General features: G+C 64.3%; 20 protein-coding genes. 10 read left to right on the top strand and 10 right to left on the bottom strand.

Annotated elements, in window-relative coordinates:
- Window positions 1–21 precede the first annotated feature (21 nt).
- Window positions 22–1,389, bottom strand: a complete 1,368-nt coding sequence (gene purB, locus MO486_RS04155) for an adenylosuccinate lyase (RefSeq protein WP_242904793.1) — start codon at window positions 1,387–1,389, stop codon at window positions 22–24.
- An 82-nt stretch (window positions 1,390–1,471) separates the two neighbouring features.
- Between purB and MO486_RS04150 the strand changes: the two genes are divergently transcribed.
- Window positions 1,472–2,896 (top strand): class II fumarate hydratase, encoded by a 1,425-nt coding sequence (locus tag MO486_RS04150; RefSeq protein WP_242904792.1) that lies wholly within the window; start codon window positions 1,472–1,474, stop codon window positions 2,894–2,896.
- A gap of 21 nt (window positions 2,897–2,917) precedes the next feature.
- Here MO486_RS04150 and MO486_RS04145 read toward each other — a convergent pair whose 3' ends face one another.
- From MO486_RS04145 to MO486_RS04125, 5 genes are read right to left on the bottom strand one after another with little or no spacing between them, the layout of a single operon-like run.
- Complete coding sequence (locus tag MO486_RS04145; protein ID WP_242904791.1) at window positions 2,918–3,718, bottom strand: YggN family protein; 801 nt, start codon at window positions 3,716–3,718, stop codon at window positions 2,918–2,920.
- Window positions 3,719–3,750: 32 nt separating this feature from the next.
- A complete protein-coding gene (locus MO486_RS04140; RefSeq protein ID WP_242904790.1) occupies window positions 3,751–4,809 on the bottom strand; it encodes a hypothetical protein in 1,059 nt (352 codons plus the stop codon).
- The gene (locus tag MO486_RS04135) at window positions 4,806–5,717 is read right to left on the bottom strand and encodes an ABC transporter ATP-binding protein (protein WP_242904789.1); all 912 of its coding nucleotides are present in this window, start codon (window positions 5,715–5,717) and stop codon (window positions 4,806–4,808) included. Before MO486_RS04135 ends, MO486_RS04140 begins: the two co-directional genes overlap by 4 nt.
- A complete protein-coding gene (locus MO486_RS04130; RefSeq protein WP_242904788.1) occupies window positions 5,714–6,079 on the bottom strand; it encodes a GntR family transcriptional regulator in 366 nt (121 codons plus the stop codon). The genes MO486_RS04135 and MO486_RS04130 overlap by 4 nt, the downstream gene beginning before the upstream one ends.
- A 3-nt stretch (window positions 6,080–6,082) precedes the next feature.
- Entirely contained in the window at window positions 6,083–6,493 is a 411-nt protein-coding gene (locus tag MO486_RS04125) for a hypothetical protein (protein WP_242904787.1), read from the bottom strand.
- Between the two features lie 190 nt (window positions 6,494–6,683).
- On the opposite strand from MO486_RS04125, the gene MO486_RS04120 reads away from it, so the two are divergent.
- The 9 genes from MO486_RS04120 (at window position 6,684) to MO486_RS04080 (ending at window position 15,780) form a co-directional block, all read left to right on the top strand.
- Complete coding sequence (locus MO486_RS04120) at window positions 6,684–7,247, top strand: glutathione peroxidase (protein ID WP_242905333.1); 564 nt, start codon at window positions 6,684–6,686, stop codon at window positions 7,245–7,247.
- A 77-nt stretch (window positions 7,248–7,324) separates the two neighbouring features.
- Window positions 7,325–8,269, top strand: coding sequence for an FKBP-type peptidyl-prolyl cis-trans isomerase (locus MO486_RS04115; RefSeq protein ID WP_242904786.1), 945 nt, complete (start codon window positions 7,325–7,327; stop codon window positions 8,267–8,269).
- Between the two features lie 73 nt (window positions 8,270–8,342).
- Window positions 8,343–9,116 (top strand): FKBP-type peptidyl-prolyl cis-trans isomerase, encoded by a 774-nt coding sequence (locus MO486_RS04110; protein WP_242904784.1) that lies wholly within the window; start codon window positions 8,343–8,345, stop codon window positions 9,114–9,116.
- Window positions 9,117–9,168: 52 nt separating this feature from the next.
- Window positions 9,169–10,506 (top strand): UDP-glucose/GDP-mannose dehydrogenase family protein, encoded by a 1,338-nt coding sequence (locus tag MO486_RS04105; RefSeq protein WP_242904783.1) that lies wholly within the window; start codon window positions 9,169–9,171, stop codon window positions 10,504–10,506.
- Window positions 10,503–10,724, top strand: coding sequence for a SlyX family protein (locus tag MO486_RS04100; RefSeq protein ID WP_242904782.1), 222 nt, complete (start codon window positions 10,503–10,505; stop codon window positions 10,722–10,724). Before MO486_RS04105 ends, MO486_RS04100 begins: the two co-directional genes overlap by 4 nt.
- A 48-nt stretch (window positions 10,725–10,772) precedes the next feature.
- Window positions 10,773–11,387: a DUF2058 family protein gene (locus MO486_RS04095; RefSeq protein WP_242904781.1), complete on the top strand. Its 615-nt coding sequence runs from the start codon at window positions 10,773–10,775 to the stop codon at window positions 11,385–11,387.
- Window positions 11,388–11,466: 79 nt separating this feature from the next.
- On the top strand, window positions 11,467–13,581 hold the full coding sequence (locus MO486_RS04090) for a toll/interleukin-1 receptor domain-containing protein (protein ID WP_242904780.1): 2,115 nt from the start codon (window positions 11,467–11,469) through the stop codon (window positions 13,579–13,581).
- A 35-nt stretch (window positions 13,582–13,616) separates the two neighbouring features.
- On the top strand, window positions 13,617–14,093 hold the full coding sequence (locus MO486_RS04085; RefSeq protein ID WP_242904779.1) for a hypothetical protein: 477 nt from the start codon (window positions 13,617–13,619) through the stop codon (window positions 14,091–14,093).
- 4 nt (window positions 14,094–14,097) lie between these two features.
- A complete protein-coding gene (locus tag MO486_RS04080; RefSeq protein WP_242904778.1) occupies window positions 14,098–15,780 on the top strand; it encodes a hypothetical protein in 1,683 nt (560 codons plus the stop codon).
- Window positions 15,781–15,795: 15 nt separating this feature from the next.
- Here MO486_RS04080 and MO486_RS04075 read toward each other — a convergent pair whose 3' ends face one another.
- Genes MO486_RS04075 through MO486_RS04060 form a run of 4 tightly spaced genes read right to left on the bottom strand, consistent with a single transcriptional unit; the run spans window position 15,796 to window position 21,221 of the window.
- Window positions 15,796–16,449 (bottom strand): hypothetical protein, encoded by a 654-nt coding sequence (locus MO486_RS04075; protein WP_242904777.1) that lies wholly within the window; start codon window positions 16,447–16,449, stop codon window positions 15,796–15,798.
- 46 nt (window positions 16,450–16,495) lie between these two features.
- Window positions 16,496–19,183 carry a methionine synthase gene (metH, locus tag MO486_RS04070; RefSeq protein ID WP_242904776.1) on the bottom strand — a complete coding sequence of 896 codons (2,688 nt, stop codon included), beginning with the start codon at window positions 19,181–19,183 and terminating at the stop codon, window positions 16,496–16,498.
- The gene (locus tag MO486_RS04065; RefSeq protein ID WP_242904773.1) at window positions 19,180–20,295 is read right to left on the bottom strand and encodes a homocysteine S-methyltransferase family protein; all 1,116 of its coding nucleotides are present in this window, start codon (window positions 20,293–20,295) and stop codon (window positions 19,180–19,182) included. Before MO486_RS04065 ends, metH begins: the two co-directional genes overlap by 4 nt.
- Complete coding sequence (locus MO486_RS04060) at window positions 20,292–21,221, bottom strand: metalloregulator ArsR/SmtB family transcription factor (RefSeq protein ID WP_242904771.1); 930 nt, start codon at window positions 21,219–21,221, stop codon at window positions 20,292–20,294. Before MO486_RS04060 ends, MO486_RS04065 begins: the two co-directional genes overlap by 4 nt.
- Window positions 21,222–21,270 lie beyond the last annotated feature (49 nt).

Here is a 21,270-nt window from a genome sequence, read left to right as displayed (position 1 = left end):
TCCAAGGAATCGACGCCTGCGTCAGATGTCCTTCGCGAGTTTTTCCGCAAGCCCGATGTAACCGGCCGGCGCCAGCGCCAGCAAACGCGCCTTGGCGTCGGCCGGTAATTCGAGGGTGGCGATGAACTCGCGCATCGAAGCCTCGGTAATGCCGTGGCCGCGGGTCAGCGCTTTCAATTGTTCGTAAGGATTGGGCAGGCCGTGGCGACGCATCACGGTCTGCACGGCTTCGGCCAGCACTTCCCAGGCTGCGTCGAGGTCGGCATCGAGCCGTTCCGGCGCGACGGTCAGCTTGCCGATGCCCTTGGCCAGCGAATCGAGTGCCACCAGCGTGTGGCCGAAGGCGGTGCCGAGCGCGCGCAGCACGGTGGAATCGGTGAGGTCGCGCTGCCAGCGGCTGATCGGCAGCTTGGCGCTGAAGTGCTCGAACAACGCGTTGGCGATGCCGAAGTTGCCTTCGGCGTTTTCGAAATCGATCGGGTTGACCTTGTGCGGCATGGTGCTCGAACCGACTTCGCCTTCCTTCAGCTTCTGCTTGAAGTAACCGAGCGAGATGTAACCCCAGATGTCGCGCGACAGGTCGATCAGGATGGTGTTGGCGCGACGCACCGCGTCGCCGACTTCGGCCACGCAGTCGTGCGGCTCGATCTGGGTGGTGTAGGGGTTGAACACCAGCTTGAGACTTTCGACGAAGCGGCGCGCGAATGCGGGCCAGTCCACGTCCGGATAGGAAACGACGTGGGCGTTGTAGTTGCCGACCGCGCCATTGATCTTGCCGGTGAACTCGACCGCGAGGATCTGCTTGCGCTGGCGTTCGAGGCGCGCGACGACGTTGGCGATTTCCTTGCCCAGGGTGGTGGGCGAGGCCGTTTGCCCGTGTGTGCGCGAGAGCATCGGCTGCGCCGCCTGCGCGTGGGCCAGCTTGCGCAGGCTGGCGATGACGCCATCGAACGCCGGCATCAACACCGTCGCGCGGGCTTCTTCCAGCATCAGCGCGTAGCTCAGGTTGTTGATGTCTTCGCTGGTGCAGGCGAAGTGCACGAATTCCAGTGCAGGAGCGAGCTCGGTGTCGTTCTTCAGCCGTTCCTTGATCAGGTACTCGACCGCCTTGACGTCGTGGTTGGTGGTCCGCTCGATCTCCTTGACCCTCGCAGCATCGGCGGTCGAGAAGTCGGCAGCGAGTGCGCGCAGGCGGGCCGCGGCGGCAGCGGAGAACGGCTTGAGTTCGACGATGCCCGGTTCATTCGCCAGCGCCAGCAGCCATTCCACCTCGACCTTGATCCGTGCCTTGATCAGGCCGAACTCGGAGAAGATCGGACGTAGCGCGTCGACCTTGCCGGCATAGCGGCCATCGAGCGGGGACAAGGCGAGCAGTTGGGCGTCGGACATGGTGTGGGGACGGCGAAAGGATGCGTAATTCTAAACGGTCGCGGGTATAAGCTCGGCCGATCGGATCAAGGAGTGGTCGGCAATGGCCAAGAACAGCGGATTCCGCCTCGAACGCGACAGCATGGGCGAGCTGCGGGTACCCGCCGACGCGCTGTGGGGTGCGCAGACCCAGCGTGCGGTCGACAATTTCCCGATTTCCGGCCAGCCATTGCCTCGCGACTTCATCCGGGCGCTCGGGCTGATCAAGGCCGCGGCCGCCGAAGTCAGCGCCGGGTTCGGGGAGTTGCCGAAGGCGCAGGCCGCTGCGATCCGCAAGGCCGCGCTGGAAGTCGCCGGCGGCGCGCACGACGCGCAATTCCCCATCGACGTGTTCCAGACCGGCTCGGGCACCTCGAGCAACATGAATGCCAATGAGGTGATCGCGACGCTGGCAACGCGTTCCGGCAAGGCCGGCGGTAGAAACAAGTTCGTCGTGCATCCGAACGATCACGTCAACTTCGGCCAGAGTTCCAACGACGTGATCCCAACCGCGATCCGGGTATCGGCGCAGCTGGCGGTGGCCGAACAATTGCTGCCGTCGCTCAAACACCTGCGCAAGACCATCGAGCGCCGTGGCAAGTCGCTCGACAAGATCACCAAGACCGGCCGCACCCACCTGATGGATGCGATGCCGCTGACCTTCGCCCAGGAGTTCGGCGCGTGGGCGGCACAACTCGCTTCCGCCGAAGGTCGCATCCAGGATGCGTCGAAACGCCTGCGGCGGCTGCCGATCGGAGGGACCGCGATCGGTACGGGCATCAATGCCGATCCACGCTTCGGCAAAGCGATGGCGAAGGCATTGTCGGCATTGGCAAGCACGAAGTTCGAATCGGCCGGAAACAAGTTCGAGGGGATCGCTGCGCAGGATGATGCGGTCGAACTGTCCGGCCAGCTCAATGCGCTCGCCGTGGCATTGATGAAGATCAGCAACGATTTGCGCTGGATGAACGCCGGGCCGCTGGCTGGCCTGGGCGAGATCGAATTGCCGGCGTTGCAGCCGGGCAGCTCGATCATGCCGGGCAAGGTCAATCCGGTGATCCCCGAAGCCACCTGTATGGTCTGCGTGCAGGTGATGGGGCATCACGCCGCGATCAGCATCGCGGGCGCATCCGGCAACTTCCAGCTCAACGTGATGCTGCCGCTGATCGCGTACGACCTGCTCGATTCGATTCGCCTGCTGTCAAATGCGATGCGTCTGCTGGCCGATTCCGCGATCGCCGGCCTGAAGGTGCGTCGCGGCAACGTACAGGAGGCGCTTGCGCGCAATCCCATCCTGGTGACCGCACTCAATCCGATCATCGGTTACGAGAAGGCGGCGGCGATCGCCAAGCGTGCCTATGTCGAAGGTCGGCCGGTACTGGATGTGGCGCGTGAGATGAGCGGGCTGCCAGAGAAGGAGCTGCGCAAGCTGCTCGATCCGGGTGCATTGACGAAGGGCGGAATCCGCGGTGGTGGCGCGGGAGGCTGAGCCCCCCGCGCGTGCCGCACTTCATTGGTTGGATGTGGTGGGCTTGGCCATATCGGTGGCTTGCGCGGCCTCGGTGGTTTCGTTCGATGCAGTAGCCTGCACCGCACCGCGCACTGACCCGCGGATGCTTTCGCGGATGCCGTCGCGGATCTCATCGCGGACGCGCGCGCGTTCGGCGTCGCTCATGCTGTCTTCCTTGCCGCAATCGTCGATGTCCTTCTGCGTCATCGTCGCGTAAGGCACGAACTCGGGCAGCGCGTCGGCCAGCTTGCCTTGCGTGGCCAACAACGTCGGCAGGTGCTGGCACAGCCGTTGGGCGTCGGCCTCCAGCGCCTTGGCTTCACCCTCGAGCTTCTGCTCGACCTTGTCGGTGTTGCCGGTGATGACACCGAACAAGGCTTCCTTCATCGCTTTGCCGGCCAGGTCCGCGCCCTTGACGCCGATGGCCATGCCGGTGTCGGCGATATCGATGACGTTGTGGCGATACTGCAGCAGCAGTGCACGTTGTGCAGGCGAGATCGCGATGGGCTGGCCGTCGATCAGGAAATCACCCCGGGGCGTGATCTCGGCCTTGGGCCGTCCATCCGGCCCATCGCCGAGGTCATGGCCATTGATATTGATGTTGTGGCCGAGGGTGATATTGCCACTGGCGAGTTCCTCGCGCGCCTTGGCGATGGCGCTGTCGGCGGCCTTGCCGAACACCGTCTGCGGCGCGGCCGATTGTCCGGCCGCAGGCGGTGCCGGCGCTGCCGGCGGCTTGCTGCAGGCCAGCAGCGGGAGGCTGGCGAGCAGGGCGGTAGCGATGGCGTAGGTCGTCTTCATGGTGTCCTCATGCGGCTCGATGACAAAGCGGCTTAGTTGTCGTCGCGCCAGCGGCGCAGGCGGATCGCGGCGAAGATCATCCCGGCGCCGGCGATCGCGCCGATCCACAGCTGCGGGGTCAGCAGCGTGGAGTACATCGATTTGATGTTGAGCAGTTGGCGGACCGATTCGGGACCGTCGACGTTGGCGTGCTCGAAGGTGGCGACGTCGATCCACGAGCCCGGCCAGACGCTCAACAGCGCGCGGCCCACGATGTTCTTCCAGAACCAGATCGTTTCCAGGTTGAACATCTGCATCAGGTCGAACCAGGTGACGAAGATGCCGGCGAACACCGGGATCATGATCGCCCACAGGAACGGCTTGCTGCGCGACCAGACCGAGCAGAGCAACAACCAGCCCACCGTCGGCAGCGCCCACAGTGCGTACACCGGGATGCTGGCCACCAGCAGAGCGGCATTGTCCAGCGGGCTGCCTGGACCCCAGATCAGCTGGAACGGATTGCCGCCATGCATCAGCGCAACTCCACTGATCAGCAGGAGAAAGGCGAACATCGTCGCAACCGCCGCGCCGACGGCGAGGGTCGGGGCCACCAGCAACGCACTGGTTGCCTTCGAGAGCACGGTTTCGGTGTCGGACAGCGGCAGCGATTTCCAGAACAGCACGCTGCGGTCCTTGCGTTCGTCGTAGAGCGCGCCGAGGCAGTAGAAGAACACCACGAAGGCCAGCACGATGAAGGGCCAAGTCGAAGCCAGCAGCATGCTCAGGTCGATACCGCCGGCGAGGTGACGCATCTCTTCCGGACCAAGACGCTCGCTGAGCGCGCCCAGATCGAGCCCGTTGATCGTCACGCCGTCGGACGTGGCCTTAGCCGCGATGCCGTCGAGTTTGCCGGACGCGATCGCCTTGCGGGCGGCCACTTCGCCGACCACGATCGCCATCAGCGTCAGCAGGATGGAGATGCCGCCGGCGACCAGCGGCGCCCAGAAGAAGCCGCCCTTGTGCTCCCAGAACTCACGTTTGAGCAGCAGTTTGAACTTGTGGGTGGCGTGCGGCGCCATCACAGGCTTACGGGTTTCGACGACAGCGTTCATGCGTAGGTCCCTTTCATGGTGGCGACGAACAGATCGGCCAGGCCCGGCGTGCGGGTTTCGCCGAATGCGGCGAGTTGGCTGAGCGGAACGTTGTCGAACAGCATCACGGTCTTGCCGAACGGCAGGGCGCGCTCGTCGATCGGTTTCAGCGCACGCGCTGCATCCGTGGCGTCGGCGTTGACCAGCACTTCAACGAAGCGTTCGCCGACAGCGTCCATCGGTGCGTCCAGCACGATCTTGCCGTCGCGGATGAACATCACGTCGGTGAGGATGTGTTCGATCTCCTCGACCTGGTGCGTGGTGATCAGGATGGTCTTGTTCTCGTCGAAATAATCTTCCAGCAGGCGCTGGTAGAACTGCTTGCGGTAGAGGATGTCGAGGCCGAGGGTCGGCTCGTCGAGAACCAGCAGCTTGGCGTCGATCGCCATCACCAGAGCCAGGTGCAGCTGCACGATCATGCCCTTCGACAATTCGCGCACTCGCATGCCCGGCTTGAGCTGGGTATGGGCGAGATAGCCCTCGCACTTCTTGCGGTCGAAACGCGGATGCACGCCGGCAACGAACTCGATCGCCTCCTTGACCTTGATCCAGCGCGGCAGCACGGCGACGTCGGCGATGAAGCAGACCTGGTTCATCAGTTCGTCGCGATGGGTGCGTGGATCGAGCCCGAGCACGCGCAGGTCGCCATCGAACGGAATCAGGCCGAGCATGGCCTTGAGCGCGGTGGTCTTGCCGGCGCCATTGGGGCCGATCAGACCGACGATCTTGCCGGTTTCGATGTCGAACGCGGTGTTGTCCAGCGCCAGCTTGTTCTTGTACTGCTTGCGCAGGCCGCGGGCGTTGACGACGGTGTCTGCACCGCTCTTATCAGTGCCCTCAATTGCAACGTTCTTGAGAGCGGCGTTCATTGCGCACCCCCATTGCCACGCAGCAGTTTTTCCAGCGACAGGCCCAGGCGCTGGATGCGTTCCAGCACCAATGGCCATTCTTCGCGCAGGAAGCGTTCGCGTTCGCTGGCGAGTAGTTTTTCGGATGCCCCTTCCATGACGTACATGCCTAATCCCCTACGTTTTTCTACGAGTGCCTCGTCCGCGAGTTCCTGGTAGGCGCGCGAAACGGTGATTGGATTCAGCCGATACTCGGCCGCGACCTGCCGCACGGAGGGCAGGGCATCGCCGGGCTTGAGCAGGCCGTCGAGCATCATTGCGACGACGCGCTCTTTCAGCTGGCGGTAGATGGGAGCGCCATCGCTCCATTCGATTGCGGTCATGGTTCAGCCCCGGGGTGCGAACGAGAAATACGGCATCGCCACGGATTGGCGGCTGCGGCGGATCGGTGTCTGTTCCGCCGGCTTCGACACACTCGCGGCTTGGGCGGAACCGCCATCGAACGTTTCGGCCAGCACGGCGAGGGTGGCAGCTTCGGCGGCGAAGGCAGCGACTTGGGCCACTGCATCGGCGGCTTCGGTAGTCTTGGCAAGGCGGCTTTCGAGGAGCTTGGCCCGTGCCTCGATGTTGCGGGCGGTTGCTTCGACCCTGTCCACCTTGTTCGCGGAGGCCTGGGCGAACGCTGGGGCCGTGGCTGCTGGCTGCAGCGGCATCGGGCTGGCCGCAATCAGGGCCAGGACCAGCATGCCGGTGGTGGCGAGTAGCGCGGCGACCGTGTTGTGGAGCTTGCGGTTCATGGTGAACGTCCTGCTCTGGGTGATCGGTGTTGTAGGCAACTATAACACCAGATTACACCCAGTCAACGACTTTCGACCCAACTGATGGCATAGGTGGCGGCCCCTGACGGGTCGGACGCCGCCTTTCCAATAAGATCGGGCTTGCGACAATTCCCCAGGAGAAATGCCGATGCCCCGGTTCCAGCTACGCATGGTGTGTTCGATTGGCTTTCTGCTGGCCGCTGGCATGGTCATGGCCGGCAGCGGATTGCTGGACCGCAGCTACCGTCCCTTGGCCGGCAAGGCTCCGGTGAACCTGCAACAGGCGCACGGCGGAAAGGTGCTGTTGGTGGTGAACACCGCGAGCAAATGCGGTTTCACCCCGCAATTCGAGGCGTTGGAAGCCTTGCACGCCAAATACAAGGGCGAGGGTTTTTCCGTGCTCGGCTTTCCTTCCGGCGATTTCATGAACCAGGAATACGCCGACGAAAAGCAGATCCAGAAGTTCTGCACACTGACTTATGGCGTCAAGTTCCCGATGTTCGAGAAGGTCCACGTCAAGGGCGATGAGGCCACGCCGCTATATCGCGATCTGGCCAAGGCCACCGGAGAAGCGCCCTCCTGGAACTTCCACAAGTACCTGATCGGTCGCGACGGCCAGGTGCTGGCCAGCTTCGGCACCCGCACCAAACCCGACGACAAGGTGGTCATCGATGCCATCGAACGCGCCCTGAAGGCGCCACGGCCGGCCAAGCCTGCCGCGAAATCCGGCTGATGCGATTGCCCAGGCCACGCGTGGCCGCGACAATGGGCGCTTCGCGTCGCGATCGCGGCGGACAGGAGTAAGTGCGGATGAAGGCTTTCGTGCGCGGCATTGCCGCGCTGTTGACCCTGGTGGCGGCTTCGGCTGCGATGGTCCCATTGAATGCGCGTGCCCAAGACAAGCAGGCTTTGGTAAGCGAACGCGACAAGATCAGTTACATGATCGGCATGGATGTCGGCCGTTCGATTGCGCCAGTCGGCCCCGACCTGGACCTCGCCGCGTTCGAGCGTGCGATCAAGAATGCGTTCGCCGGCGGCAAACCGTTGCTGGACGAAAAGGAAACCAAGGCCGTTGGCCAGGCGTTGATGCAGCGCATCGGTGCCCGCGCCGGTAAAGCGCCGGCAGGTGGCACGCCGCCGCCGGAAGTGGCGAAGGACAAGGTCGGTTACCTGGTCGGTAGCGATGTCGGCCGTTCGTTGGCGCCAATCAAGGGCGAGTTCGATCTCCCTGTGCTGCTGCAGGGCGTACGTACTGCGATGAACAACGGCAAGCCGCTGCTCGCGGAGGCCGAGGCCAATGCCCTCCGCGACGCTTTCAGCCAGCGCTTGCAGGCGAAGATGCAGGCCGAAGCCGCTGCCGTCGCCGACAAGAACAAGGCCGAAGGGGGTGCGTTCCTCGCCAGGAACAAAGCAGTGAAGGGTGTGTTCGTCACGCCGTCTGGCTTGCAATACATGGTGTTGCGCCAAGGTGCCGGCCTGCGGCCGAAGCCGAACGACAAGGTGCGCGTGAACTATCACGGCACGTTGATCGACGGCACCGTATTCGACAGTTCCTACGACCGCGGCCAGGAAGCGGAATTCGCACTCAACCAGGTGATCCCGGGCTGGACCGAGGGCGTCAGCATGATGCCTGTGGGCGCCAAGTACCGTTTTTGGATCCCGTCGGAACTCGCCTATGGCGAAAAGGGCCCGCCCTCGATCGGCCCGAATGCCATGCTGATCTTCGACGTCGAACTGATGGGCATCACCCAGTAACCGCAGCTTCAGCCAACCGCCAACACCCTTCACCGGACCGGTGATGACCGATCCCACTCTGGAGTCTTGCTCGATGAAATCGTTCCCGCGCCATGCCGTAGCCGTGTTCTCCCTGTCCGCACTGGCCTTGCTCGCTACCGGTTGCAAGCCCGGCGAAAAAGCTGCCGCCGACAAGCCGGAAGCCGCCAAGCCCGGCGAAACCACCACCAGCACCAAGGCCATCCCGGGCCTAGCCACCGAGAAAGAGCAGGTCAGCTACTTCATCGGCATGCAGATGGGCAAGCAGCTCGAGCAGGTGAAGGACGAAGTTGATCTCGACACGCTGGTGGAGGCGGTCAAGGCTTCGCTCGCCGGCGAGAAACTGCTGTTGACCGACGAGCAGGCGCAGCAGATCGGCGAAGCCTTCGGCCAGAAGATGCAGGCCAAGCAGATCGCCAAGATGATGGCCGATGCGAAGAAGAACCTCGAGGATGGCCAGAAATTCCTCGCCGAGAACGCGAAGAAGCCTGGCGTGAAGACCACCGCTTCCGGCTTGCAGTACATGGTGATCACCGAAGGCAAGGGCGCCAAGCCCCAGGCCAGCGATCAGGTCCGCGTGCACTACAAGGGTTCGCTGCTGAGCGGCAAGACCTTCGACAGCTCCTACGACCGCGGCGAGCCGGCGACCATGCCGCTGGGTGGTGTGATCCCGGGTTGGAGCGAGGGCCTGCAGCTGATGACCGTGGGTTCGAAGTACAAATTCTTCATCCCGGCTGCGCTGGCATATGGCGAACAGGGTCCGCCGGTGATCGGACCGAATGCGACGTTGGTGTTCGAGGTCGAGCTGCTGGATATCGTCAAGCAGTAATACCGAGCTGGCATAACGTCCCGCGACGACCACCTACAAGACGGGATCGAGTATGCGCGTCACCATCTTTGGCACGGGCTATGTTGGCCTGGTCACCGGAACCTGCCTCGCCGAGGTCGGTCACGATGTGGTCTGCGTCGACATCGACGCAGCCAAGGTCGAGGGCCTCAACCGCGGCGTGATTCCGATCTTCGAGCCAGGCCTGGAGCCGATGGTGAGGGAGAACCACGGTGCTGGTCGGTTGCAGTTCACCACCGACGCCGCGTTCGCCATCGAACGCGGCGACGTGCTGTTCATCGCCGTCGGCACGCCGCCCGACGAGGACGGCAGCGCCGACCTCCAGTACGTGCTGGCGGTGGCGAAGACGATCGGCCGGCATCTGCAGCGCGCCACGGTGGTGGTGAACAAGTCGACGGTGCCGGTTGGCACCGCCGACAAGGTGCGTGCGGCGATCACGGCAGAACTCGCAGCGCGTGGTGCCGACGCCGCGTTCGACGTCGTCTCCAATCCGGAGTTCCTCAAGGAGGGCGATGCCGTCAACGACTGCATGCGCCCCGATCGCATCATCATCGGCGCCGACAATCCGGCGGCGGTGGAAAAGCTCAAGCGCCTGTATGCCCCGTTCAACCGCAACCACGAGCGCATCGTGGCGATGGACGTGCGTTCGGCAGAGCTGACGAAGTACGCCGCCAACGCGATGCTGGCGACCAAGATCAGTTTCATGAACGAGATCGCCTGCATCGCCGAGCAGGTGGGTGCCGATGTCGAAATGGTGCGTCATGGCATCGGCTCGGATCCACGCATCGGCTGGCACTTCATCTATCCCGGTGCGGGCTACGGCGGCTCCTGCTTCCCGAAGGACGTGCAGGCGCTGGCGAAAACCGCGCACCAGCACGGCTGCGAGCCGCGCCTGCTCAATGCGGTGGAAGCGGTCAACGATGCGCAGAAAGGACATCTGTTCGAGCTGATCACGCGCCATTTCGGCGACGTGCGGGACAAGACCTTTGCCGTCTGGGGCCTGGCGTTCAAGCCGAACACCGACGATATGCGTGAAGCCTCCAGTCGTCGCCTGTTGCAGCAGTTGTGGGACGCGGGCGCCAGCGTGCGCGCCTACGATCCGGAGGCGATGCAGGAAGCCCGGCGTGTCTTCGGCGCACGTGGCGACCTCACGATGTGCGAATCGGCCGGCGCGACGCTGGAAGGCGCCGATGCCCTGGTCGTGGTGACCGAGTGGAAGCAGTTCCGCAGTCCCGACTTCGCCAAACTGAAAGTCACCTTGCGCGACGGCGTGATCTTCGACGGCCGCAATCTCTACCATCCGGCGGAAGTCGAAGCAGCTGGCCTGGCCTACTATGGCATCGGTCGCGGTCGCTCGGTGCGCGCGCCATGACCATCGATCCCAACATCGAAGCACGTTTGATCGAACTGGAAACGCGGTTGGCGTTCCAGGAAAACGCGCTGGCCGAACTCAGCGAAGCCTTGGCGACTTCGCGTCTGGAAGCTGCACGCAATGCCGAGTTGTTGCGGCGCGCGCTCGAAGAACTGAAACAGAATCGCGGCGATTTCTTCGCCGATCCAGCCAGCGAACCACCTCCGCCACATTATTGATGTAACGTTCGTGCCAGCCTCCGCAACAACGCAATCGAATCCGGATTTATGAGCGACACTCTTCGCGACCAGTTGCTCGGCCTTGGCTTCAAGCCGGCTCCAAAACCCGAGCGCAAACCAGAGCGCAAGCCCGACCCGCGGCCTGCTGGCAAGCACACGGGCAAGCCATCGCATGCGAAGCCCGCACACGCCAGACCGGCGGCAGGGCAGGGTAAACCCAAGCCTCAGCGCACGCGCGAAGAGATCGATCTTGCCAAGGCCTACGCGATTCGCGCGCAGAAGGAAAAAGACGAACGCATCGAGGCTGAACGCCTGAAGCAGGAAGAGGCGCGCAAACGGCGTGAGGCCAAGGCGCAGCTCGCCGTGTTGCTGAAGGACAAGGCGCAGAACGATCCCGCGGCCGAGTTCGTCCGCCACTTCGATTACGGTGGCAAGATCAAGCGCGTGTACGTCACCGAAGCGCAGCTGAAGGCGCTCAATGCCGGTGAACTCGGCGTGGTCCAGATGGATGGCCGCTACCAGTTGGTCGACGCTGCGTTGTTGGCGCAGGCCGAAGCGATCTTCGCACCTGCGGTCGCCCTCAAGGTCGACCCGAACGCCCCCGCCGACGCCGATCCCTACGCCGACCCGCAGTACCAGGTGCCCGACGACCTGGTCTGGTAACAGGGCCGATCCATGGCCGGCTTGCGCCGGCGCCAGCGTTTCACGTTCGGTAGCCTTCCCCCGGCTAGCGGAGCCTGTTGTGGACGCTGCGGTCCGTTACTGGGCGTTCCTGAGCTATAGCCACGCCGATCGGCTCGACGCCGAGCGATTGCATCGCTCGCTCGAGGGCTACCGGATTCCGTCGCGACTGGTGGGGCAGTTGGGCCCGGCCGGCGCAGTGCCGTCGCGTTTGCACCCCGTGTTCCGCGATCGCGACGAGCTCACCGCCAGCGAACGCATTGGCCCTGTGGTGGAAAGCGCGCTTGCGTCCAGTCGCGCAATGATCGTGTTGTGTTCGCCGGCGGCCGCCGACTCGTCGTGGGTCGATGCCGAGATCGTCGAGTTTCAGCGACTGCAGCCGCAGGCACCAGTGTTGTGCGTCCTCCTCGCCGGCGTGCCGATGGCATCGGCCGATCCCGACACCGCATCCCAGGAATGCCTGCCACCCTCCCTCCGCGTGCGTTTCGGCAATGGCAAAAGCCTGGCTGACCTTGCGCCTGTTGCAGTGGATCTGCGCCCGCAGGGCGATGGCTGGCGAATGGGCGTGCAGAAACTTGTCGCCGGCCTGGCGGGCGTACCTCTCGGGCAGCTGGTCCAGCGTGACGCGCACCGCAGGCACCAGCGCATGGCTGTGCTGTCGGCAATGTTGGCGCTGGTTGCGATCGGCGTCGGTGCACTGGCGTTTGTCGCAGTGCGTGCGCGTGATGAAGCGCGGGCGCAGCGCGTCCAGGCCGAAGGCCTGGTCGAATTCATGCTTGGCGACCTGCGCAAGAAACTCGATCCGGTTGGCCGCCTCGATGCGCTCGATGCCGTGGGTAGTCGCGCCTTGCAGTATTACGACAGCCAGAATCCGCGCACGCTTGATGCGGACGCGCTTGGCCGGCGTTCGCGTGCGTTGCACTTGATCGGCGAGATCAGCGATCGACGCGGCGACATCGATGGCGCGCGTGGTGCCTTCTATCGTGCCCGCGATACCACCGCCGAACTTCTCAGGCGAGCCCCGGGCGACGGTCAACGTGTCTATGAACACAGCCAGAGCGTGGGCTGGGTCGGCTACATCGACTGGCAACGCGGCGACGGTGTCGCGGCGGAAAAGGCCCAGCGCGAATACCTGCGGCTGGCGCAGCGCCTGCACGAGATCGACCCGAAGAACCAAGCCTGGTTCATCGAACTCGGAAATGCCCACTCCAACATCGGCACCATGTTCAAGGAACAGGGCAGGACGGCCGAGGCGATCGCGCAGTACGAACTGGCGCGGGGCGTATTCCAGCAACTGGTCGACGCCGAGCCGAAGGATGCGACGCACCTGATCGCCCTTGGGCAGGCCTGGTCCTGGCTGTCCTCCTCGTACATCGATGCGCTGCGCCTCGACGATGCATTGCGGGCGCGCGAACGCGAGATCGCTATCTACGCGCCCTTGCTTGCGCGCGAACCCGACAACGCCATCGCCATGGAACGGATGATGATCGCGCGCCGTTTCAAGGCGCAGCTCCTGGCAGACCGGGGTGAGCTGGCGATTGCTGAGAACGAGGTCCGCGAGGCGGTACGGATGAGCGAAGCACAGCTGCAGCAGGAACCGGACGACACCGTCTGGCAGAAGGCCGCGGCGAAGTCGCACCTGCTGATGGCGGACGTGCTGCGTCAGCGACGCGACCCGTTGCAGGGCATGGTGGAACTCGAACGCGCACGCGCGCTGGTGGCCGGACTGCGGGCACGCGACGACAGCGTGTGGGCCTGGAGCGTCGAACTGCCGGAATCGCTGGCCCAGGTCGAATCCGACCTGCAGCACGCCCTCGGGAACAACGTCGACGCCTTGCAGGTGGCGGAGGATTCGACCAAACGCCTGCGCCGGACCATGCAGGATGCCAAGCAGCGCGACAAGACGCGGCGTTGGCTGGCGCTGGCCGTCGCGCGCACTGCAGCGTTGCTCGACGACGCTGGCGAGCACGCTTCGGCGCAAGCAGCCTGGCGAGAGGCCAGCGCGCTCCTGGAGGCGTCGGATCGTCTCGACGTCGACGCCATGCGCTGGCAGATGCGTGCACACCTGGCGTTGGGCAATGCAAGCGACGCGGCACGAATACGGAAGCGCCTGCAACAAGCCAGCTATCGCCATCCCGACCTTGCCGAAGGCGGCGCCCGCACCGATGGTCGGTGAGGACGTTGTCTTCCATACCCGAGGAGAAATGCGTCATGGGCCTCAGCAACGACAACCCGAGCCGTGCCGGCGCGCTGCCGTTTCCGAAAGCCATCAGGTTGCAGATGACGCTCCTGCAGCTGCAGGGGAACGATGTCAATTTCAGCCTGACCTCAAGCTCGCCCGGCGTCGTCGTTTCGGGAACGCCTCCGAAGATCAATCTCGTCGGCATCCGTCAGCCGGTGCTACTCAGGATTGAACTGGTGGGTTCGGTAGCGGAGGAGGGGGACGCACGCTTCCTGGACAATCCTCACGATGCCATGCACTTCGGCCACGGCCACGCTCCGCCGACGGGTCCTGGTACCGCTGGCGGCATGTTCGTACCGCTGGCCGTGTCGGACGATGGGCGCGAACTGACTTTCCTCGCCAGGAATACGGGCAATGGCGAGGACTATCGGGCGAAGTTCAACTACACCCATGAGGCCAACTCGAGGGCCAACGCATCAGGCGGCCCAATCATCATCAACGACTGAGCCCATGGCGCCCACGGCGATCCCCTCGACGCCATCGACCGCACTGATCGTAGGCGTCACGAGCCATCGCGACCTGGATGCGGACCAGCTCCCGGAGCTGCGTGCGCGCCTGCTCACCGAGCTGTCCGGACTTCGCAACCAGTTCCCGGATCTGTCGATGATCGTATTGTCGCCACTGGCCGAAGGCGGCGATCGGCTGGCGGCGGAAGTCGGGCTGGAAATCGGCGCACGACTGATCGTGCCGTTGCCGATGCCTGCGGAGATCTACGCCGCGGATTTTTCCACGCCGGCTTCGCGCGCGCAGTTCGAACGATTATTGGCGCAGGCGGAAGTGATCCAGATGCCGTTACCCACGGGCGACCTGGACGAATTGCTCCAGCCCGGGCCGGCACGCGACCGTCAATACATGCTTGCGGGACTGCATGTCGCCAGCCATTGCCATGTGCTGCTGGCGTTGTGGGATGGACGCGAGAATGGCGGGCTCGGCGGCACGGCGCAGATCGTGCGCTATTACCTCGGCGGCCCAATGCCGGGCGCGCGCCGCGCCAGCGACAACCTGCGACAGATGCTGGCCGGCGACGACGACAGCCTGGCGTTGCACCTGCCGGCGTATCGCGTTGCACCGACGACTGCGAGGGCCGAAGCCGAGCCACCGGCGTGGTTGACCAGCGCCGGTCGTCGGTCGTTGGGCGCTGGCATACCGCCGGACTACCGACGGATTTTCGAGCGCATGCAGACCTTCGAGGAGGATCGCCGCCGTCATGCCGCGTTGCCACACGCGAGTTGGGGGCAGGACCCGGCGGAACGGTTGCTGCATGTGGTCGATGGGATGGCGGTGCACTACCAGCGGCGCATCGGCGCTGCCATGCGTGCGATCCACGGCCTCGCGGTGCTGATGGGCCTCGCGTTCCTGTTGTATGCGGACCTTGGCGCGCCGGACTGGATGTTGCGAGTCTTTTTGCTGTTCTTCTCCATCGGCCTGCTGATCGCCGTCGTCGCGCACCGGCGCGATTGGCATCGCAAGTACATCGATTACCGCGCATTGGCCGAGGGTCTCCGCGTCCAGACTTTCTGGCGTCGCGCCGGACTGACGATGACCGGCGACCCCGAGTTCGCGCACGACAATTTCATGCAGAAGCAGGATGTCGAACTCGGGTGGATCCGCAACATCATGCGTCAGGTCGGCTTGATGCCACTGCCAGAAGCGGACGATCCGGCCCGTGCCGTCGATGCCGTGATCGAAGCTTGGATCGGTCGGCCGGATCAATCGGGGCAGCTCACGTACTACCAACGCAAGGCGGCGTTGCGCGAGCGTCACCATTGGCGCACGCAATCTCTAGGCAAGGCCTGCCTGTGGGCCGGCATCGCCATCAGCCTGTTCCTGGCCTTGTTCCATCACGGTCTCGAAGACATCACCCGCAACTTGCTGGTGACGACGATGGGCACGCTGTCGCTGATCGCCGCAGTGCGCGAGGCTTACGCGTATCGAAAAGCAGACAAGGAGCTGGTCAAGCAATACCGCTTCATGCATCGCATCTACCGCAATGCCCGCATCGCGCTGGACACTGCCAGCAGCACCCAGGAACGTCGCGAAATCCTGCGCGCATTGGGCGAAGCGACATTGGCCGAACACGCCGAGTGGGCGTTGATGCACCGCGATCGGCCGATCGAACACGGCCGGCCGTAGCGGACTAACCGCGGTTCAACAATTCACGACCGCGACGTGCCAGTCGACGCAGGCTGGACTCGCCAGGTCGCGCACGATGGCCTGATTCAAGTGCGGCAGCTTCGAAGTCGCGATGTCGTGCGGTGACAGGTTCTTGGTCGATACCCCAGGCATAAACTCGATGCCAGCCGCGGCATAGCAATGCTGCACCATGGCCGAGCAGTACAAAGCATTCTCCTGCGCCAGCAGATTGGCGCGGCTGCGCAGGCTGGGGCGATGCATCGCGAACAGCGTGCCGACCAGTTCGCGCAACGAATACGTCGACAGCCCCGCGAGCAGGTCGAGCCCCGCCGACAACACTTGCCGGGTCTGCTGCGGATCGAGGCCGAAATCGAGAATGGCCAGGTTCGGGAACTGCGCTTCGTCGTGGTAACGCGCAGCGCGGTTCTCCTGCACGCCGAGGCGGATCTGCTTGCGCACGACGTCGAGGTCGGATTCCAGTACCCACCAATGTCCGTCGACGCGGCGTTCGCTGAACAGGAACGCATGCGACCACGGGCTGCGGTGGCCATCGTCGGTCAGCGGTGCCTGCGCCTTGCGGATGGCCTTGTTGATCCATTCGCCGCCGCCGCACAGGCCGATCCGGCCGGGCGCGGCGTGCCGCTCGATCCACTCGGCGTTGCTGGACATGTCGTCGGAGATCGCTGGCACAGTCATTGTGTCGGGGAGGACGAAACTATTCCGGATCGTAATCCAGATTCGACGCCAGCCAGCGTTCGGCCTGCACGAGATCGACGCCCTTGCGCCGCGCGTAATCGGCGGCCTGTTCCTTCGAGACGCGGCCGACCACGAAGTACTGACTCTGTGGATGGCTGAAGTAGTAGCCCGAGACCGCTGCGGCCGGATACATCGCAAAGCTCTCGGTCAGGTGGAGACCTGTGTTGCGCTCGGCATCGAGCAGACGGAACAGCGTGACTTTTTCGCTGTGCTCGGGGCACGCCGGATAGCCGGGAGCAGGACGGATGCCGCGATAGGCTTCCGCGATCAACGCTTCGTTGTCGAGCACCTCGTCGGATGCGAAACCCCACAACTGCTTGCGCACGCGTTCGTGCAGGCGTTCGGCGAGCGCTTCGGCGAAGCGGTCGGCCAGCGCCTTGAGCAGGATCGCGTTGTAGTCGTCGTGGTCGGCTTCGAAGCGCGCGACGTGTTCCTCGATACCCAACCCGGCGGTAACGGCGAAGCCGCCGATCCAGTCCTGCTTTCCGGACTCCTTCGGCGCGATGAAATCGGCGAGGCAGAAATCGGGGCGATCGATGGGCTTGTCGACCTGCTGGCGCAGGAAGTACAGAGTGGTGGGAGCGCCATCGACGTCGACCACCACGTCGTCGCCAATGCTGTTCGCCGGCCAGATGCCCACCACGGCCTTCGCGGTCAGCCACTTTTCCGCGACGATGGTCTTCAGCATCGCCTGTGCATCGCGGAACAATTCGCGCGCCTGCGAACCGACGACTTCGTCGTCGAGGATCGCCGGATACTTGCCGGCCAGTTCCCAGGTGTTGAAGAACGGCGTCCAGTCGATCACGTCGACCAGGTCGGCGAGCGGGTAGTCGTCGAATACGGTGATACCGGGCTGTTGCGGCGCGGGCGGCGTGTACTCGCTCCAGCCACCGTCGAACCGCTGCGCACGCGCCTTCTCCAGCGACACCAGCCGCTTGGCATCGCCACGGTTCTTGTGGCGGGTGCGGATTTCGGCGTAGTCGGCGTCGTTGGCGGCGACGAAGTTCGCGCGCAGGTCGACGCTGATCAGCGACTGCGCGACACCCACGGCACGCGATGCATCCTTCACCCACACCGTCGGCGACTTGTAGTGCGGATCGATCTTCAGCGCGGTGTGCGCACGCGACGTGGTGGCGCCGCCGATCAGTAATGGCATCGTCAGGCCCTGGCGCTGCATCTCACGCGCGACGTGGCTCATTTCCTCAAGCGATGGCGTGATCAGGCCGGAGAGGCCGATCAGGTCCGCATTCTCGGCCTTGGCACGGTCGAGGATGGTCTGCGCCGGCACCATCACACCCAGGTCGATCACGTCGAAATTGTTGCAGGCCAGCACCACGCCGACGATGTTCTTGCCGATGTCGTGCACGTCGCCCTTGACCGTGGCCATCACGATCTTGCCGTTGGATTTGCCGACATCGCCAGTGCGGAGTTTTTCGGCTTCGATGTAAGGCAGCAGGTAAGCGACCGCCTTCTTCATCACGCGCGCGGACTTCACCACCTGCGGCAGGAACATCTTGCCGGCGCCGAACAGATCGCCGACCACGTTCATGCCGGCCATCAATGGCCCTTCGATCACGTCGAGTGGGCGCGTGGCTTCCGCGCGCGCCGCTTCGGTATCGACCTCGATGTACTGGTCGATGCCATGCACCAGTGCGTGGGTGAGCCGCGACTGCACCGGCTTGTCGCGCCAGGCGAGATCCTCGACCTTCTTCTCGCCTTTCTTGCCCTTGAACTTGTCCGCGATCTCGAGCAGGCGTTCGGTGCCGTCAGCGCGGCGATTCAGCACCACGTCCTCGACGCGTTCGCGCAGCTCGGCGTCGAGGTCGTCGTACAGCGGCAGGCCGCCGGCGTTGACGATGCCCATGTCCATGCCGGCCTTGATCGCGTGGTACAGGAACACCACGTGGATGGCCTGGCGTACAGGTTCGTTGCCGCGGAACGAGAACGACACGTTCGAAACGCCGCCGGAGATATGGCTGTGCGGGAAACGGCGCTTGAGTTCGCGCGCGGCCTCGATGAAGTCGACGGCGTAGTTGTTGTGCTCCTCGATGCCGGTGGCGATCGCGAACACATTGGGGTCGAAGATGATGTCCTCGGGCGGGAAGCCGATCTGCTCGGTCAGCAGTTTGTAGGCGCGCGAGCAGATCTCGATCTTGCGCTCGGCAGTATCGGCCTGGCCGACTTCGTCGAACGCCATCACCACCACGGCCGCGCCGTAGCGCCGCACCAGACGAGCCTGGCGTAGGAACTCGGACTCGCCTTCCTTCATCGAGATCGAGTTGACGATGCCCTTGCCCTGCAGGCATTTCAGGCCCGCCTCGATCACGCTGAACTTGGAGCTGTCGACCATCACCGGCACGCGTGCGATGTCGGGTTCGGCGGCGATCAGGTTGAGGTAGGTGACCATGGCCTGCTCGGAATCGAGCATGCCTTCGTCCATGTTGACGTCGATGACCTGCGCGCCGTTCTCGACCTGCTGGCGCGCGACCACGACGGCTTCGTCGTAGCGGCCTTCCATGATCAGTTTCTTGAACTGCGCCGAGCCGGTGACGTTGGTGCGCTCGCCAACGTTGACGAAATTGCTTTCCGGCGTGATCTGCAGCGGCTCCAGGCCGCTGAGGCGGGTGTTGCGAGGTAATGAGGTCATGCCGCGTCAGCCAGCTCCGGAATACGTCGCGGTGATAGGTCGGAGACCGCTTCGGCGATCGCCTTGATGTGCTCAGGCGTGGTGCCGCAACAGCCACCGACCAGGTTCAGCAGGTTCGCTTCGGCGAATTCGCGCAGCACCAATGCCATGTCTTCCGGTGTTTCGTCGTAACCGCCGAACGCATTCGGCAAGCCGGCGTTCGGATGGCAGCTGACGTAGGCATCCGCGACTTGGGCGAGCACGTCGACGTGCACACGCAGATCCTTGGCGCCGAGAGCGCAGTTCAGGCCGATCGATAGCGGCCGCGCATGCCGCAGCGAATACCAGAAGGCCTCGGCGGTCTGCCCCGACAGCGTACGGCCGGAGGCATCGGTGATGGTGCCGGAGATCAGCACCGGCAGGCGTCCGCCGTGCGCTGCGAACTCATCGTCGATGGCGAACAGCGCGGCCTTGGCGTTGAGCGTGTCGAAGATGGTTTCGACCATGATCACGTCGGCGCCGCCTTCGATCAGGCCGGCCACGGCTTCGCGATAAGCGCCGGCGAGTTCGTCGAAGGAGGTGGCGCGATAACCGGGACGGTTTACGTCCGGGCTCAGCGATGCAGTCCGGCTGGTCGGACCAAGCACGCCGATCACGAAACGGGGTTTCGCGGGGTTCTTCGCCTCGGCCGCGTCGCAGGCGGCACGCGCGAGCTTGGCGCCTTCGAAATTCAATTCGCGCACCAGATGCTGCAAGTGATAGTCGGCCAACGAGATCGAGGTCGAGTTGAAGGTGTTGGTTTCGATCAGGTCGGCGCCGGCCTCGAGGTAGGCCGCATGGATGTCGTAGATGATCTCGGCCCGGGTCAGCGTCAGCAGGTCGTTGTTGCCTTTCTGGTCGTGGCTTTGGCAGCCGCAGCCCGGACCGTGCGCGTGGCCACCATCAGCGAATAACGCGTCGTAGCCTTCGGCGAAGCGCTCGCCGCGGTAATCGACTTCCTGTAGGTCGTGGCGCTGGATCATCGTGCCCATGGCGCCATCGATGACCAGGATGCGTTCGGCCAGCGCCGCTTCGAGCTTGGCGACGCGTTCGGGATGCAGCCAGGGCAACGTATCTGTGGAAACTGGATTCATGGCTTCACTCCAATCAGTGAAATCACTTCGAAATGCGGAGGGCGCTTCTCGCGGGTGACGGTGGCACTGGTCGCGATCGCCAATCCGGCCTTGTCCGCGAACTTGCGCAACTCCTTCTCGCTGAAACCGAGGTTGGCGTGGCCGTAGGCCTCGACCACGGCGCGGTGCTCGTGCTTGGCCAGGCTCGAGAGCAGCAGGCGGCCGCCGCGACGCAGCACGCGCGCGGCCTCGGCCACTGCCTGTGCCGGCTTGGCGGCGTAAGTGAGGGCGTGCATCAGCACCACCAGGTCGAAGCTCGCGTCGGCGAAGGGCAGGGCGTGCATGTCGCCCTCGCGCACTTCCACGTTCGCGAATGGGCGGAGACGTTCGCTCGCGGCCGCGACGACGCGGGCGCTGGCATCGACGCAGACGTAGCGGCGCGAATACGGGGCCAGCAGTTCGGCCAACACACCGTCGCCGGAGGCGATGTCGAGTACGTCGCCTGGTGCGAGCAACGGCAACGCGGTGCGCGCCAGCGCTTCCCACGTACGACCGGGCGAATAGTGGCGTTCCATGTCACCGGCCACCGAATCCGCCCAGTTCTGGTCCGAAGCACGCATCGCCAGTACCGCCGGCACGCGTTCGGCGTCCTGTCGCAGCAGCGGGTCGTCGCTGGCCGTGCTCATGGTCTGCCACAAAGCCTGCTGCGCCGGGTCGAGAGCAGCCTCGTCGAAGCGGTAATAGGCCGACACGCCGGCGCGGCGATCGCGCACGAGTCCGGCTTCCTTGAGTTTGGCCAGGTGCGTCGACACACGCGGCTGCGCAAGGCGCGTGATCGCCGACAGCTCGGCGACGGTCAGTTCCTCGCGTTCGAGCAGGGCGAGCAGGCGGACGCGGGTGGCGTCGGCGAACACTTTCAGTTGGGTCGACCAGCCCTCGAGATCCATGGATAGCGCCTTTATCAACGTATCGCGATATAGCGATAATTATGATCCC

The sequence above is a fragment of the Lysobacter sp. CFH 32150 genome, from assembly GCF_022758295.1.
Taxonomy (GTDB): domain Bacteria; phylum Pseudomonadota; class Gammaproteobacteria; order Xanthomonadales; family Xanthomonadaceae; genus CFH-32150.
This window is presented reverse-complemented; position numbering and strand designations above follow the sequence as displayed.